General features: G+C 65.8%; 15 protein-coding genes. 11 read left to right on the forward strand and 4 right to left on the reverse strand.

All coding sequences use genetic code 11. The annotated features are described in order from the left end of the window. The first annotated feature begins 101 nt into the window (after window positions 1–101). Window positions 102–2,132: an ATP-binding protein gene (locus tag ACHFB9_RS01225; protein ID WP_417069159.1), complete on the forward strand. Its 2,031-nt coding sequence runs from the start codon at window positions 102–104 to the stop codon at window positions 2,130–2,132. On the opposite strand, the gene ACHFB9_RS01230 is transcribed toward ACHFB9_RS01225, so the two are convergent. Then, window positions 2,129–2,722 (reverse strand): 1-acyl-sn-glycerol-3-phosphate acyltransferase, encoded by a 594-nt coding sequence (locus ACHFB9_RS01230; RefSeq protein WP_417069160.1) that lies wholly within the window; start codon window positions 2,720–2,722, stop codon window positions 2,129–2,131. The genes ACHFB9_RS01225 and ACHFB9_RS01230 overlap by 4 nt on opposite strands. Window positions 2,723–2,869: 147 nt before the next feature. On the opposite strand from ACHFB9_RS01230, the gene ilvA reads away from it, so the two are divergent. Continuing rightward, window positions 2,870–4,129 carry a threonine ammonia-lyase gene (gene ilvA / locus ACHFB9_RS01235; RefSeq protein WP_417069161.1) on the forward strand — a complete coding sequence of 420 codons (1,260 nt, stop codon included), beginning with the start codon at window positions 2,870–2,872 and terminating at the stop codon, window positions 4,127–4,129. A 179-nt stretch (window positions 4,130–4,308) separates the two neighbouring features. Here ilvA and ACHFB9_RS01240 read toward each other — a convergent pair whose 3' ends face one another. Next, a complete protein-coding gene (locus ACHFB9_RS01240; RefSeq protein WP_417069162.1) occupies window positions 4,309–5,457 on the reverse strand; it encodes a THUMP domain-containing class I SAM-dependent RNA methyltransferase in 1,149 nt (382 codons plus the stop codon). Then, a complete protein-coding gene (locus ACHFB9_RS01245; protein WP_417069163.1) occupies window positions 5,450–6,367 on the reverse strand; it encodes an NAD-dependent epimerase/dehydratase family protein in 918 nt (305 codons plus the stop codon). Before ACHFB9_RS01245 ends, ACHFB9_RS01240 begins: the two co-directional genes overlap by 8 nt. A gap of 39 nt (window positions 6,368–6,406) precedes the next feature. Here ACHFB9_RS01245 and ACHFB9_RS01250 point away from each other — a divergent pair, with 39 nt between their 5' ends. The 8 genes from ACHFB9_RS01250 (at window position 6,407) to ACHFB9_RS01285 (ending at window position 12,918) form a co-directional block, all read left to right on the forward strand. Further along, window positions 6,407–7,426, forward strand: coding sequence for a CDP-6-deoxy-delta-3,4-glucoseen reductase (locus ACHFB9_RS01250; RefSeq protein WP_417069164.1), 1,020 nt, complete (start codon window positions 6,407–6,409; stop codon window positions 7,424–7,426). 18 nt (window positions 7,427–7,444) lie between these two features. Continuing rightward, complete coding sequence (locus tag ACHFB9_RS01255; protein WP_417069165.1) at window positions 7,445–8,584, forward strand: EAL and HDOD domain-containing protein; 1,140 nt, start codon at window positions 7,445–7,447, stop codon at window positions 8,582–8,584. Window positions 8,585–8,594: 10 nt separating this feature from the next. After that, window positions 8,595–8,816: a zinc ribbon domain-containing protein gene (locus tag ACHFB9_RS01260; protein WP_417069166.1), complete on the forward strand. Its 222-nt coding sequence runs from the start codon at window positions 8,595–8,597 to the stop codon at window positions 8,814–8,816. A gap of 102 nt (window positions 8,817–8,918) precedes the next feature. Further along, window positions 8,919–10,583, forward strand: coding sequence for a methyl-accepting chemotaxis protein (locus tag ACHFB9_RS01265; protein ID WP_417069167.1), 1,665 nt, complete (start codon window positions 8,919–8,921; stop codon window positions 10,581–10,583). Between the two features lie 49 nt (window positions 10,584–10,632). After that, the gene (locus ACHFB9_RS01270; RefSeq protein ID WP_417069168.1) at window positions 10,633–11,247 is read left to right on the forward strand and encodes a DUF2059 domain-containing protein; all 615 of its coding nucleotides are present in this window, start codon (window positions 10,633–10,635) and stop codon (window positions 11,245–11,247) included. Window positions 11,248–11,433: 186 nt separating this feature from the next. Continuing rightward, complete coding sequence (locus tag ACHFB9_RS01275; protein ID WP_417069169.1) at window positions 11,434–11,952, forward strand: DUF2059 domain-containing protein; 519 nt, start codon at window positions 11,434–11,436, stop codon at window positions 11,950–11,952. 81 nt (window positions 11,953–12,033) lie between these two features. Then, a complete protein-coding gene (locus ACHFB9_RS01280) occupies window positions 12,034–12,270 on the forward strand; it encodes a hypothetical protein (RefSeq protein WP_417069170.1) in 237 nt (78 codons plus the stop codon). A gap of 132 nt (window positions 12,271–12,402) precedes the next feature. Beyond that, window positions 12,403–12,918 (forward strand): GNAT family N-acetyltransferase, encoded by a 516-nt coding sequence (locus ACHFB9_RS01285; protein WP_417069171.1) that lies wholly within the window; start codon window positions 12,403–12,405, stop codon window positions 12,916–12,918. Between the two features lie 49 nt (window positions 12,919–12,967). On the opposite strand, the gene ACHFB9_RS01290 is transcribed toward ACHFB9_RS01285, so the two are convergent. Then, a complete protein-coding gene (locus ACHFB9_RS01290) occupies window positions 12,968–13,273 on the reverse strand; it encodes a c-type cytochrome (RefSeq protein WP_417069172.1) in 306 nt (101 codons plus the stop codon). A 396-nt stretch (window positions 13,274–13,669) separates the two neighbouring features. Between ACHFB9_RS01290 and leuA the strand changes: the two genes are divergently transcribed. Beyond that, complete coding sequence (leuA, locus tag ACHFB9_RS01295; RefSeq protein WP_417069173.1) at window positions 13,670–15,355, forward strand: 2-isopropylmalate synthase; 1,686 nt, start codon at window positions 13,670–13,672, stop codon at window positions 15,353–15,355. The last annotated feature ends 45 nt before the right edge of the window (window positions 15,356–15,400 follow it).

Below are 15,400 nucleotides of genomic sequence, written 5' to 3' on the forward strand. Positions count from 1 at the left end.
AGCTCAGCCCTCCGTGCCCCGTGCTCTGCCCGGGCTGACTATGGCGTTATCATCCGCCCGGCACTGTTGCGCAGTGTCGTCGAACGGATCGGAGAACTCCCTTGTCGCGTCGAATCATCGTCCTTGCTGCCGCTGTCGCCTGTTGCACTCTGTGGCTCGCGGACGGCCAGGCGCGAGCCTGGGAAGCGGACGCTTCGAGCGGTTTCGTCATGTTCATGCTCGGCTATGGCTGGCCTCTGCTGACCCTCTGTGTGCTGGTGATCGTCTGGATGGTGCTCGCCAACCGCCTGCTCAAAGCTGAAGTCGCGCGCCGCGAGCGTGCCGAGGTCGCGCTGATCGATGCCCGGGATCGGGCGCTCCAGGCCGCCGAAGACCGGGCGGCTTTTTTCGCGGCCTTGAGCCACGAGATCCGCACGCCGATGAACGGCGTGATCGGCCTCGTGGACTCGCTGACCCACTCCCGGCTCGCCGAGGATCAGCGTTACCAGCTCGGCGTTGTCGCGCGTTCGGCGCGGATGTCGCTGGCGATCCTGAACAACGCGCTGGACTTTGCCCGCGCCGAGGCGGGCCGGCTGCGCCTGAATCTTCAGCCCAGCGATCCGCTGGCGACCGCCGAGGATCTGGCGTCGATGTTCGCGCCGCTGGCTGCCGAGCGCGGCCTCGCCTTCGAACTGGCGGTCGCGCCCGATCTGCCGCTGCTTTCCCTCGATTCGCTGCGGCTCAGGCAGATCCTCGCCAACTTCATCACCAATGCGATCCGCTATACGGAGAAGGGCTTCGTGCGCCTGCGCATCGATGGTTTCGCGCTCTCGCCGCAGCGCTGGAAGCTGGTGATCGACGTCGAGGATAGCGGCCATGGTATCGCTCCCGATGAGAAGAGCCGGGTTTTCCGTCCCTTCGAGTCGCTGGGGGGACCGGGCTCGCCCGGCACAGGCTTGGGGCTGGCGGTCTGCCGGGCGCTCTCCGATGTGATGGGGGGGCAGATAACGCTGGACAGCGTCGTTGGACAGGGGAGTCGTTTTCGCTTCACGCTCGACGCGGAATGTCTGCCCTCTCAGTCCAGCTCCGAGCCGTTTTCAGGAATCGCGGTCCGTTGCCGGGTCAGCGATCCGTTCTGGCGTTCCGAGTGCCTGGCCTGGCTGCATTCATGGGGCGCCCTGGTCGTCGAAGAAGGCGAGCGACTGACGCTGACCGATGGCGCTCCCGAGTCCGGGGGATGCGGGGTGATCCTGCAGCGCGAGCCTGGTCTCGCGCGCGACCGGAACGGGTGGGTCAGGCTGGGCGCGCTGCCTCTGCTGCCGACGCGTCTGCGCCACGCGCTGGAGCGTGCGCTCGCCCCCGCGTCCGAGAGCCTCCCCGCTGCCGATGCCAAGGAAGAGCCCCCCCGGCGCCGGGTACTGGTCATCGATGACGAACCCTTGAATCTGCGTGTCGCGAAAGAGCTTCTGGCTCTGCTCGGGTTCGACGCGATCACGGTCGGCGAATCGCAGGCCGGTTTCGAGGCTTTCTGCATCGATGCCTTCGCGGCGGTCCTGCTCGACTACCGAATGCCCGGCGAAGACGGGGTCAGCCTCGCGGCGCGGATGAGGTTGCGTGAGCGCAACCGGGGCCTGGCGGCGACGCCGATCGTCGGCGTCACCGCCGATGCGAGCGAGGTCGCGACCAGCGCCTGCCTGCTGGCCGGGATGGACCGGGTCATGCTCAAGCCGATGACGCTGGACGCGCTGTACGAGGTGCTCAGGCTGCTCGGCTGCGAACCGGAAGAGCCGCCCGAGCACGAGCTGGTCGAAGTCGGCGAGGAGGAGGGCGACAGTGCGGCGCTTCTGGCCTATCTGGCCGGACTGGTCGGGTCGGTCGAGCGGGCGCGCGGGATCGCCGACGGCTTCATCGATGCTTCGCTCGACGACCTCTCCGAGCTGCGCTCCGGGCTCGATACCCGGAATCTTGAAACGGTGCGTTTTCTCGCCCACCGGATCAAGGGGGGGGCTCGCAGCGCGGGCTTCGAGCGCGTCGGCGATGCGGCTTTCGAACTCGAGAATGCGGCGCGCGAAGGCGACGTGCCGGCCTGCCGGATGCAGACGGAGACGCTGACGCGCAGCCTGGATAGACTGCGCGAGGTGCTGGCGGGTTAGTTCAGGCGGATGGGGCTGGCCAGGGACGGGTTGCGACCGACGACCCCTTCATAGCCGGCCGCGATCCGGGCCATGTCGGCTTCTTCATCGCCGGTCATCCACAGGTATTCGCTGAGCGTGATGCGGCGCGTCTTGTAATCGATCGCCATCAGGCCGACCGGCATGTTGGCGGTCAGTGCAATCCTCATGAAGCCGGCCTTCCAGTGCGGCTGGTAGCGGCGGGTGCCTTCCGGGGCGATGACCAGGATCACGGTCTCGCGTGCCGTCAGTTTTTCCGCGACTTCGCGGACGAAGCCTCCCGGCGCCCGGCGGTTGACCGGGATGCCGCCCCAGCTGCGCAGGATCCGGGCGAGCGGCCCGCGGAAGACCGTGTGCTTGGCGATCCAGCTCGCCGGCCAGCCAATACTCCATTTGACGAGGATCGCGATCGCGAAGTCCCAGTACGAGGTGTGGGGATAGAGAAGCAAAAGCGAGCGCGGCACTGGCGGTGGCGTCATCTCGATCTGCCAGCCGGCCAGCTTCAGCAGCGCGGCGGCCCAGCGGTGGCGGCGGCCACCGGCGAGCGGATCAGGTGAGGGGATGGGACTCATCTTGGGGCGTGTAGTTCGGAAAAGCCCGCCACTATAAGGCCTTGTCGCATCGCTGACTTGTCGGCGAGGCCCGGCAGCCTGACAATCGTGAGCTTTCCCCCTGCGGTGGTCGCCGTGATCCGGTTCCCGCCGTCCTGAAGAGCCGCCATGAGCCAAGCCCAATCTCCTTTGTGGTCCGGGGATATCCCCGACCTCGACCGCCTGCGCGCGGTCGCCCGCGACATCGCCGATTCCGTGTTGCGCACGCCGCTGTGGCGCAATGAAGTGCTGTCCGATGAGCTCGGCGCACAGGTTTCGCTGAAGATGGAAAACCTGCAACGGACCGGTTCGTTCAAGGTCCGCGGCGCGACCAATGTGCTGCGCCGCTTGCTCGAAACCCGGACCGATCTGCCCGGCGTCGTCGCGCTGTCGGCCGGCAACCACGCCCAGGGCGTCGCGCGTGCCGCCTCCCGGGTCGGCATTGCCGCGACGGTCGTGATGCCGCTCAGTGCGCCGCTGACCAAGATCGAGTCCTGCCGCAGGATGGGGGCCGAAGTCGTGCTCTCGGGCGAGACGATAGAGCAGGCGAAGCTTGAGGCCGACCGGATCGCGGAGGAGCGCGGCTACGCATTCCTCCACCCCTACGACGACTGGAATGTGATCGCCGGCCAGGCTTCCTGCGGCATCGAGATGCTCGAAGACTGCCCGCAGATGAGCGTTGCGATCGTTCCTCTGGGCGGGGGCGGTCTGCTCTCGGGCATCGCGCTGGCGCTCAAACTGCAGCGGCCGGACATCCGTGTGATCGGCGTCCAGGCCGAGAACGTCTCGCCTTTCCGCTCCTTCCTGAAGGACGGTACTTACGCCGCGGTCGCGGCCGGCGCGCACACGATCGCCGACGGGATCAAGGTCAAGGCACCCGGGCGGCTGAGTTCAGCGGTGATTGCCCGCTATGTCGACGAGATCGTCACCGTAGACGACAACGCGATCGCCGAAGCGATCGTCGCGACGCTGGAGCGCACCCGGACGATCTCCGAGGGGGCCGGCGCGGTGGGACTCGCCGCGCTGATGCACGGCAAGGTCAAGCTTTCGTCCGAGGATCACGCGGTCGTCGTGGTCTCCGGTGGCAACGTCGACATGCCTCTGGTTGGCCGCTCGATCGACTACGGTCTCGCGTCGAGCGGACGCTTGATGAGCGTCGGCGTGACGATTCCGGACAGCCCCGGCCATCTGCTGAACCTGCTCAGGAACGTCGCGGCTCTGGGTATCAACGTCCGTCACGTCGAACACCGGCGCGGCGAGCTGCATGTCCCGGTCGGTCAGTGCGAAGTCGTGCTCGAAGTCGAAACCCGCAACCTCGCGCACCAGCAGGAGCTGCTGACCCAGTTTGCCGAACAGGAGGGCAAGGTGCGCTGCCTGTTCGGGGATTGACAGGGTGGCGTAAAACTACTGCGGCGATCCTCTGCCGCGTTGCGTGGTGCTCGCTTCCTCTCCCGGCCTTAGGGTGGTTTCGCCGCAGGCAAACCACCGCCACGCACCGTTGTGGCGGATTGCCCCTTCGGGGCGAATCCACCCTACCTTTCCTCTCTATCTAGGGAGAGGGGGGCAACTCACTGCCGGTCGCGGTTGCTGCCGGCGACGATCCGGTATTCGAGCAGCCGGCACTCGATGTCGCCGTTCATCAGCGGCGTGCGGCGGCTCGCCTTCAGACCGATGCGCTTGGGCAGCGCCGGGTCGCCGGTGAAGAGGTAGGCCCGCCATCCGGCGAAAGCGCGCTTCAGGTGGTCGCCGACCTGCGGGTACCAGGCCTGAAGTTCCTCTTCGTCGCCGAGCCGCACGCCATAGGGTGGGTTGGTCACGATCACGCCCTCGGCGGCGGGTGCTTCGAGCGTCACGAAATCGCCTTCGTCGAAGTGCACGAGCTCTTCGAGCCCGGCGGCGGCGAGGTTGGCGCGGGCATTGGCGACCTGCTGCGGATCGATGTCGGACGCGTAGATGTTCAGTTCCGGAGTGCGGCGGCGGCGCTGTTCGGCCATCGTCCGGATCCGGTTCCACTGCCTGGCATCGAAGCTCGTCAGCTTCTCGAAGCCGAAGTTGCGGCCGATTCCCGGAGCGATGTCCAGCGCCATCATCGCCGCTTCGAGCGCGAAAGTGCCGCTGCCGCACATCGGATCGAGCAGGGTCTGGCCCGGTTCCCAACCGGAAAGTTTCAGGATGCCGGCGGCGAGGTTCTCCTTCAGCGGCGCTTCGACCTTCGCGCGCTTGAAGCCGCGGCGGGTCAGCGCTTCGCCCGAAGTGTCGAGGTAGAGCGTCGCGCGGTCGGCGGTCAGGAAGGCGTGGATGCGCACGTCTGGCTGGCGCGTGTCGATCGACGGGCGGGTGCCGCGCTCCTCGCGGAAGCGGTCGCAGACTCCGTCCTTGATCCTCAGCGTCACGAAGTTCAGGCTCTTCAGCGGCGAGCGGCTCGCCGTCACATAGATCCTCAGCTTCATGTCCTTGGAAAACCAGCGTTCCCACGGGAGCCGGTGGGCGAGCTGATAGACGTCGTCCTCGCTGCGATACCAGTCCTCGCCGGCCTTCCACAGCACGCGGGTCGCGATCCGGCTCTCCAGGTTCGCGCGCCAGCACAGCGCCCAGTCGCCCGAGAACGAGACCCCGCCGGGGACATCGGCGACATTGTCGGCGCCCAGCGCCTTGAGTTCATCGACCAGAAAGGTCTCGAGGCCGCGCGGGCAGGGGGAGAAGAAGTGTTCAGTCATCGTGGGTCTCTCTGTGTTCGGGGCGGGCCAGAAAATCGGCCGGGGGCGGGCAGCGCAGCTCGCGGACTATCCTGCCCGCATCGAGCCGGCGCGACTCGGACAGGAAGGACAGGCTCAGCGGCGAGAGCCTGTTGGTGATCTCGCTGCGGGAGAGGCGCGGCGGCCGGGGCAAGCCCAGGAAATCGGCGACCGCGTCCAGGTAGTCGCCCATCTTCCGATGCACGCCATCGCAGGCATTGTAGACGCGAAGCCCTCTCACCCGGTGCAAGGCCGTGATGGCGAGGCCGGCCAGTGCGTCGGCATCGACGTGGTTCGTGAATACGTCCTCGCCTTCGACGAGGACCGGGTCGCCGCGCACGAGCCGCTCGGCGGGCAGGCGGTCGGCGGCGTGGATGCCCGGCGCCCTGAGGATCGCGAGGCGGCAGCCGCGGCGGGGGGCGAAACGGCGCAGCCGGGTTTCGGCGTCGACGCGGCGGCGGGCTCTGGGCGTCGTCGGGTTCAGCGGGTGGGTCTCGGCGACGAGTTCGCCCGCGCAGTCGCCATAGACGCCCGAAGTGCTGACGTAGACGAGCGTCCCCGGAGAGCGGCCGCCGCGCGCGAGCGCGGCGAGCAGACGGGCGGTGCGGCGGTCCGCCTCGCCTTCCGGCGGCGGAGGCGCGAAGTGCAACACCGCGTCGGCAAGGCCGGCGAGGCGCTTCAGGCTCCCGGGCCGGTCCAGGTCGCCGGGAACCGGAATGGCTCCGAGCGCGCGCAGCCCGACCGCGGCTTCGGGGCGGCGGTACAGCGCAAAAACCGTGGCGCGACGGGCGAGGCGCGGGATCGTGCGGCGGGCGAGATCGCCGCTGCCGACGATCAGAATGCGGCTTTTGACGGCGCCGCGCCTGCGTTCGGGAATCGGTTGGGCTAACATCGCTGGATTATCGCATCGCTATACGCCAAAACCATCGTCATGTCGTTTCAGGTCAAAGTCCAGCCTTCCGGTCTCCAGTATCCCGCCGATGAGGCCGAAAACCTTCTCCAGTCCGCGCTCAACGCCGGGCTGAACCTTCCCTACGGTTGCCGCAACGGTTCCTGCGGAGCCTGCAAGGGCCGGGTTGTCGAGGGCGAGGTCGACCTGGGCGATGCGCCCGAGACGAGCCTGAGTGCGGCCGAACGCGACGAAGGCTACGCTCTGCTCTGCTGCGCCCAGCCCCGTTCGGATCTGCTGATCGAAGTGCGCGAAGCCTCCCGCAACACCGACTTCCCGATCGTCAAGCTACCCAGCCGGGTTCAGCTGATCGAGCGGGTCGCCGACGACGTGATCGTGCTGAAGATCAAGCTGCCGCCCAGCGAGAACTTTCGCTTCCAGGCCGGGCAGTACCTCGACTTCCTGATCGCCGGGGGACGCCGCCGCAGCTTCTCGATCGCCAGCGCGCCCGAACATGCCGGCGAACTCGAGCTGCATATCCGCCGCATTCCCGGAGGGGAGTTCACCGGACAGATTTTCGATTCGCTGAAGGTGCGCGACCTGCTCCGCTTCGAAGGTCCGCTGGGCAGCTTCTATCTGCGCGAGGGCGACAAGCCGATTGTGCTGATCGCCGGGGGAACCGGTTTCGCGCCGATCAAGAGCATCGTCGAGCACATGATCGCCTCCGGAATCCGCCGTCCGGTCGCTCTGTACTGGGGCGCGCGGGATCTCTCCGGCCTCTACCTCGACGCGCTCGCCCGCTCCTGGGAAGGGGTTTTGCCCGATTTCCGCTATGTGCCCGTGCTGTCTGACTCTTCCGATGCCTCCTGGTCCGGCCGCACCGGCCTCGTCCACCGCGCGGTCGTCGAGGACTTTCCCGATCTCTCCGCCCACGAAGTCTATGTCTGCGGCGCTCCGGCGATGGTCGACGCGGCGAGGGCCGACCTTGCCGCGCAGTGCGCTTTGCCCGAGACCGGTTTTTTCGCTGATACTTTCAGCTTCGCCGCCGACAGTGCTTCCTGACGCAAAAGGTTGTCGTTCATGAATCAAGCCGTCCTGATTACCCGCGAGCCGGTCGTCAACAAACAGCGTGCGATCACCGCGAACCGCCTCTTCGTTCATGCCGCGAGCGTCGCCGACGCCGTCGAGGCGCTCAATGGCCTGAAGGATCAGTGGCCCAGCGCCCATACGGTGCTGCTGAGCCTGGGGCGGCTCGTGCCGACCGCCGAGCTGATGAGCTGGGAGCCGCCGCCCAACACGATGGTCGAGATTCCGGCGCCCGCGCTGCGCTTCGAGCAGACCCGCGCGCTGATTCCGCAGCTGCAGGCCGCCGGCATCAACCTGTGCCTGTCCTGGTACCAGCCGGGAATCGAGATCCCGCCCGGAATCGATTTCCGCTTCGTGCTCGCCGATGCGGGCAAGCTGCCCCAGCCTGCCGGCCTGCACGGAATCTCGATCGCGACCGGACTGGCCGATCTGCCGGCCTTCACTCCGGCCGTGCGCAACGGCTATGACGGCGCTTCGGGGTGGTTCTTCCTGCACGGCGTGCCGCCGGCCAAGGAGCTTTCGGCGTCCCATGCCCAGATCATCCGGCTGCTGAACCTCGTGCGCAACGAAGCGGAGACGCGCGAGATCGAAGCGGCGCTGAAGCTCGACGTGGCCTTGTCCTACAAGCTGCTCCGCTACATCAATTCGCCCGGCTTCGGCCTGATGGTCGAGGTTCAGTCTTTCCGCCATGCGGTGACGATCCTGGGCATGGAGAAGCTGAACAAGTGGCTGTCGCTTCTGTTGGTGTCGGCGAGCAAGGACCCCGGCGCGCCGGCGCTGATGCAGACCGCGATTGCCCGCGGCCGCTTCATGGAGCTGGTCGGCGCCCAGTTCGTCGACAAGCGCGACGTGGACAACCTCTTCATCACCGGCGCCTTCTCGCTGATCCACATCCTGCTCGGCACTTCGATCGAAGCGGTTCTCGCCGAGATGAACCTGCCTGAGGCGATCACCGACGCGTTGCTGCACGGCGAAGGCATGTACAAGCCTTTCCTGGATCTCGCGATCGCCTGCGAGCGCCTCGACCCTTCGGCGATGCAGGAACAGATCGCCAAGCTCAGGCTCAATCCGGACACGGTCAGGCAGGCGCTGGTCTCCTCGGTCAGCTTTGCCGACAACCTGCAGTTCAACTGAAGGAGGGGCTATGGAACGCCTGTGCCCGATCCACGGAACGGCGCTCGCTTCGCGCGGCAAGCTCTGGCACTGCGCCGAATGCGACGCCGATTACCGGATCCGCGGTCTGTGCGGCGACTGCGGCGCCGAGCTCGAACACCTCGCCGCCTGCGGCGCCAGCAACTGGTGGTGCAATGCCTGCAACGAGCTCAAATCCAAGAGCCGCGTCAAGACTGAGCTCGTCAAGGCCTGATCTCCTCGTCTTGCCCGGGCTGTGACAAAAGTTCATGGTCCGCGGCAAGAACTGAAACAGATCTGCTCGATCGTGTGAGGGTAGCCACCACCCAGTGTTCACATGCTCGCCTTCCCCCAGATAAACCGTCAGCGCGAGGAACAGGCTCTGCCGCTTCGCCGGGCCTTGCTGACTCTGACGATCGTTTCCATTCTTGCCCTGGCCCTTGCGTTTGCGATCTTTGTCGCAACGCTGCTGCGCGCTCAGACGGCTCATTCCTCGATCGCTGAAGTCAGGGAGTTCGCGGCCGCGATCACGCCCCCGCCGCTCTATCCGCTCGAAGCGATCAATGCCGCCTATGTGCTGGTTGAATCCAGCGGTGACGTCAGTCCGATCGTCAGTCGCTATGAGGCCAACAAGAAAGCTTTCTACCTGGCCGCCAGACAGTGGCGCACGAGTCCGGTCGCCGGATCCGCTGCGCTGCGCAGCCTCCTCGATGCCCAGATCAAGGCCAGCAGCGAGATGTTCGAGAAGATCGAGCGCGATCTGATTCCCGCGGTCCGCAGAGGGCAGCAGGAAGCCGCCCAGTTCATGCTGCCGACGCTGCAGCTGACGATAGGCCGGGTTCAGGCCAACGCCGAAAAGCTGAACGCCGAAGTCGCGCTTGAGGCCGTGGCTCAGCAGCAGCGCTATGCGCAGACCCTTCGTCTGATGGGATTCGGCAGCGCATTGCTGACTTTGCTGGGCGCCGGCGCGCTGTTCGCGGTCAATCTGCGCCTGTCGCGGCGGATTATCGCCGTTGTCGGGGGGGAACCCGCAGCGCTTGCCCGGGCCGCGCGCGACATCGCGGCTGGCGATCTGCGCGTTCAGTTCGAGTTCGACGAACGCTATCCGGCAAGCCTGGGGGCGTCCTTTGCCGGCATGCAGCACCAGGTCAAGCAGTCGGTTGCCCGCTGGAAGGATCTGGGCGGCGACATCGGGCGCGTCGTCGACGAGGTCGGGATGATCGCCGAGCGGACTCAGCAGGGCGCCCTGTCCCAGCAGCAGCGGATTTCCCGGACCAAGGAAGACCTCGATCTGGTGCGGGACAAGGTCGCGCAGATGAATGAACGCAATGCGCAGTCCTCGGCGGCGGTTCATGCCGCGCTCGCTTCGATGGAACAGGCGGCCTCCTCGTCGGTCGAGACGCTCTCCCACCTGGAGTCCTTGTCGGCGACCGTCCGCGAGGTGATTCAGGTGCTCTCGTCGGTCGATCTGGCGATGCAGCGGGTGGACCAGTCCTCGCAGTTGATCGACGGAGTCGCCCAGCGCACCCGGCTTCTGTCGCTGAACGCGGCGATCGAGGCCGCCCGGGCCGGCGAATACGGGCGAGGCTTCTCTGTCGTTGCCGACGAAGTGCGCACCTTGTCCGAGCACAGCCAGCAGGCAACCCGGGAGATCCGCGACGTGACGTCCAGTCTGATCGAGAACCTGAAGGCCTTGCGCGCGCAGACCCGGTCCGCTCTCGCCACCGCCGACCAGGCGATAGGCGGGGCGGCCGGGATTCGCGAGGCAAGCCGTGGCCTGGAACGAAGCGCTGGCGAGGCGAGAGGCGTGTTGCAGAGGATGCTTGCCGACTCGAACGAGCACATCGCCGCGGTCGGGTCGATCGGCGCGGATGTCGATGCGATCGATTCCGACACTCACCGCAGCAACGCCCAGATCACGTCGCTGGCGGAGCGCATCAGGGATGTCGGACAACGTTTTCAGGAACTCGAAGAGGCGTTGGCGAGCTATCAGGTCGCCTAGCCTGGCGCCGACGGGTATGCTTGCGCGTTTTACCCTCTGTGGAGTTTTCATGCGTACCCGTATCCTCTGTGCCGCGGCTCTGCTGTCGGCCTCCTGCTTTGCCCACGCCGACGATGCCAGCCAGCAGAAGGCGATCGAGAAGCTGCTCGAAATCACGCATGCCGAAGCCCAGATCAACGGCATCCGCGAGCACATGCTGACTCAGCTCTCCGAGATCGCCGGTCAGCAGGCCCAGGGCGAACTGAACGAAGTCCAGAAGGCGGCCGTTGCGCGCTATACGAAGGAAGCGACCGATCTGTTCGGCAAGCACCTCGCCTGGGACAAGATCAGGACCGTCCAGGTCGCCGCCTACCAGAAGGCTTTCACCGAGCAGGAAATCCAGGCTCTGAACACTTTCTACGCGACTCCGGTCGGCCAGAAGATGCTGACCCAGATGCCCGCCATCGTTGCTGCCTCGACCGACGAGATCCGCACCGACATGCAGTCGCTGATGCCCGAACTCGAACAGATCGCACAGAAGATGATCGCCGAGCTGGCCGGGCCGGAAAAGGCCGCCGCCGAAGGAGCTGCCCAGGCAGACGAAGCCGCCAAGACCGAAGACGCGCCCAAGGCCGCCAAGTCGGCCAAGAAGGCCACGAAGAGCGCGAAAAAAGCCAAGAACTGAGCTCGCGCAGAGCTTCTGATTCCCTCCCCCTCTGGGGGAGGGCTCAGGGAGAGGGCCAATTCCCGCCGGCGCTCAGCCAGCCTGGCCTTCTCACCTCACCGTGATTTCATCTATCGCAAGCTGCAGATGGCTGCCCAGGCCAAGGCTGCGCTATGCTGCACGGATTCCCTCAAACCGGAGTCGAAGATGAAATTGCCTGCCCTGCTCGCCGCCGCGCTGCTGTGTTTTGCCAGCCTCGCCCATGCCGACGAGGCCAGCCACAGGAAAGCGGTGGAGGATCTGCTCGACACGATCCATGCCGAGAGCCTGGTCAGTGGAGTCCGCGAACAGGTCATCGCGCAGTTCGTGACCCAGATGAAAGCCAGCTCTGCCAAAGAAGGGCTCAACGAAGCCCAGAAGGAGACGATGCAGCGCTTCGTCAGGGGGACGTCGGATCTGATCGGTGAGACGCTGTCCTGGCCGAAGATGAAGGCCTTTCAGATCGCGGTTTACACACAGACCTACTCGGAAGCCGAGATCCGCGAGCTGATCGTCTTCTACAAGACGCCTCTGGGCCAGAAGATGCTGGAGAGTCAGCCCAAGCTCGCAGCGATCTCGATGAAGGAGATGCAGGGGCAGATTCAGGGAGTGCTGCCGAAGATGATGGAGCTGGGCAGGGAGGCCACGGTCGAGCTCCAGAAGCAGGCGACGCCGGCGAAGAAGTGACGGCAGACCCGGCCAGCGGGCGCTGACCGGGATGAATCGAGCGGGACGGGCGGGCCCCGATTCCCGTGTCAGGAATCAGAGATGACAAAAAGATACTGCGAGCACTGCAAGAAGAACACCGAGCATCGCGAGATCGTCAGACAGAAGCCCTCGAAGTTCGGGACCAGCCGGAAGGAAAAAATGAAAGCCTTTTTCAGCGGATTCTTCTCCGGCTGGGGGAGCGGCGGCCTGGCCTGGATCGAGCTGACGGACCGCTATGTCGTCTGCCAGGAATGCGGCGAGCAGGTTAAGGAAAACTTCGGGGAGAAGTTTCAGTAAATAGGCCGGGTGGCGCTTAGAAGCTGGCGACCACGGCAGAGAAGTGACGCGGAGGCACTCCACTTGCAGCAAGCTGTCTGCCATCCGTCAAAATGATTGAATGCAAGAGCCAATGGGTTTGGGGGAGGCGCCATGATCGCTCACACGAGCCGTTTGCGCCTGGAAACTTTGTCGGAGGCCCACGCGTCCGCGATGTTCCCTGTGTTATCGGATGAGCGCCTCTACGCCTATATCCCGGACGTCCGCTACGTGAGCGTCGAAGCATTGCAAGAGCGCTACCGGCGGCTGGAAAGGGGTTCTCTGTCGCCCGAAGAGCTTTGGTGGAACTTCATCGTGTTCCGTCACGATTTGCCCACACCGATCGGCTATGTTCAGGCCACGCTGATGCCAAGCCTGCGCTTGGCGGAAGTTGCCTACGTGTTGTCGCCACTGCATTGGGGTCGAGGCTATGCCACAGAAGCCCTGAGCTGGTTGATAAGCGAAATCGGTCGGCGCGGCGACATCGATAGGGCACAGGCCCAAATTGATCAGCGCAACTTTGCATCCATCGCCGTGGTTCGCCGCCTGGGCTTCATGTTCTCCAGAACGATGGTCGAAGAGACATCCATCGACACCCTTTTCGAGCGAGGTCTGAATCTGCCCGCCTGATCGTGGAATAGGGTGCCGGCAATCTTTGCATCATGAGTTCTCTCCGGCCTCAGCGCCCCATCGTCCAGCGCGCGAGCTGCCGCGCTTCGGCTTCGGTGAGCGGACTGGCCGGCATCGGGAGCTTTCCCCAGGCGCCGCTGCCGCCGTTCCTGATCCGGACGGCGAGGCGTGATTCGGCGCCCTTGTCGGCCTTGTAGCGGCGAGCGATGTCCTTGAAGGACGGGCCGATCGCCTTGCCTTCCAGCGTGTGGCAGGTGAAGCAGCCGCGCATCCTGGCCAGATCGGCGTCGGTCGCGGCGAGGGTGGCCAGAGGCGCCAGCAGGGCCAGCGCGGCGAAGCTCTGCGCGAGTCTCATCGAATCTCCTTTTTCGGACGGCCCCAGTCTAACGCAGGGGCCGCGCGCTTGACTCCGGGGCGCAACCGAGTTTAAGGTGGGCACCATGCATTCGCATTCGGCCCTCTCGCTCCTGCTGAGCCTGCCCTCCCTGACCCTGCTGGGTCTGGGCCGACTGCTGCGCCCCGCGCGCAGCTAATCCTTCCCCCCTCCTGTTGGTTTTGCCCGTCCCGCCCAAGCGGGGCTGCTGCATGGCCGAATCCTTTCCGTCTCCCGGAGTTTTGCGATGAATCTGCTGCTGAATCTGTCCCTGCTACGACTGCCGATCGGCTGTCAGGCCGTGCGTTCCGCCACGTCGCGGCAGCCTGACAGCCTTTGCCACGCCGCGATTCATCCCCGATCCGCCAGGAGAAAACGATGTTGAAGCAGCCCGCAGTCAAGTACCGCCCCTTTCCTCCGATTGATCTCGCCGACCGGCGCTGGCCGGGCCGGACGATTTCGCAAGCGCCCGTCTGGCTTTCGACCGACCTGCGCGACGGCAATCAGGCTCTGTTCGAGCCGATGTCGCCTGCCGCTAAGCTCAAACTCTTCAAGACTCTGGTCGCGATCGGTTTCAAGGAGATCGAAGTCGCCTTCCCGTCCGCATCGCAGACCGACTTCGACTTCGTCCGTCAGCTGATCGAAGGTGGCCACATCCCCGACGACGTGACGATCTCGGTGCTGACCCAGGCGCGCGAACACCTGGTCGAGCGCACTTTCGACTCGCTGGCCGGCGCGAAGCGGGCGATCGTTCACGTCTATAACGCGGTCGCACCGGCTTTCCGCAAGATCGTCTTCGGCGCCGACCGCGAGGGCACGAAGGCGCTGGCGGTCGAGGCCGCAATGCTGCTCAAGCGCGAAGCCTTGAAGCGTCCCGGCACCGAATGGATGTTCGAATACAGCCCCGAAGTGTTCTCGGCGACCGAACTCGACTTCGCGAAGGAAGTCGTCGATGCGGTGACCGGGATCTGGCAGGCGAGCGCCGAGCACCCGGTCATCATCAATCTGCCGGCGACGATCGAGGGCGCGACGGCCAACATCTATGCGGACCAGATCGAGTGGATGGACCGGAATCTGGCGCGTCGCGACGGCATCGTGCTGAGCGTGCATCCGCACAACGACCGCGGCTCGGCGGTCGCGGCGACCGAGCTCGCGTTGATGGCCGGAGCCGACCGCGTCGAAGGTTGTCTGTTCGGCAACGGCGAGCGCACCGGCAACGTCGATCTCGTCACGGTCGCGCTGAACCTCTACACGCAGGGGGTCGATCCGAAGCTCGACTTCTCGGACATCAGCGCGGTCGCGCGCACCGTCGAGGAGCTGACCCAGCTTCCCGTCCATCCCCGTCATCCCTATGTCGGCGATCTGGTGTTCACGGCCTTTTCCGGCTCTCACCAGGACGCGATCCGCAAGGGCTTCGCGGTCCAGGACCCCGACGGCTTCTGGGAGGTGCCTTATCTGCCGATCGACCCGCGCGATCTCGGGCGCAGCTACGAATCGGTGATCCGCGTGAACAGCCAGTCGGGCAAGGGCGGCATCGCGTGGATGTTGGAGACCCACTACGGGATCAGCCTGCCGCGGCGGATGCAGGTCGAATTCGCGGCCGAAGTGCAGAAGCGGCTCGATGCGAGCGGCAGCGAACTCGACGCAGCTCATCTGTGGAAGATCTTCTGCGAGACCTATCTGGAGACTTCCGCTCCCGCCTATGTCGCGCACCAGCTCTTCGAGGCCGGCGAGCAGCAGGGCATCCGGCTGACGGTGCGCCGGGACGGAGTCGAGACGACGCGCGAAGGGCGGGGCAACGGCCCGCTCGAAGCGGCGGTCCAGGCCCTGGGCCTGCCGGTCCGGGTCGCGTCCTTCGAGGAGAGATCGGTCTCGCCCGGTTCGGACGCGCGCGCCGCGGCCTTTGTCGAGATCGCGGTCGACGGTGTCCCCGGAACCGTGTTCGGCGCCGGCCTGCACGGCAGCGTGACGACCGCGGCGATCCTGGCCCTGGTCAGCGCGGTCGCCCGTGCCGGAGCCGGCAATCCGGCTTTCTTTTCTGAAACCCGCTCGGCCACGGCGTGATCCGCCGCGCACCGAGCGCCACCGCGTCCGTCGCGCCACAAGCGC

Origin of the sequence: Niveibacterium terrae (genome assembly GCF_048213115.1) — a bacterium.
GTDB lineage: Bacteria > Pseudomonadota > Gammaproteobacteria > Burkholderiales > Rhodocyclaceae > Niveibacterium > Niveibacterium terrae.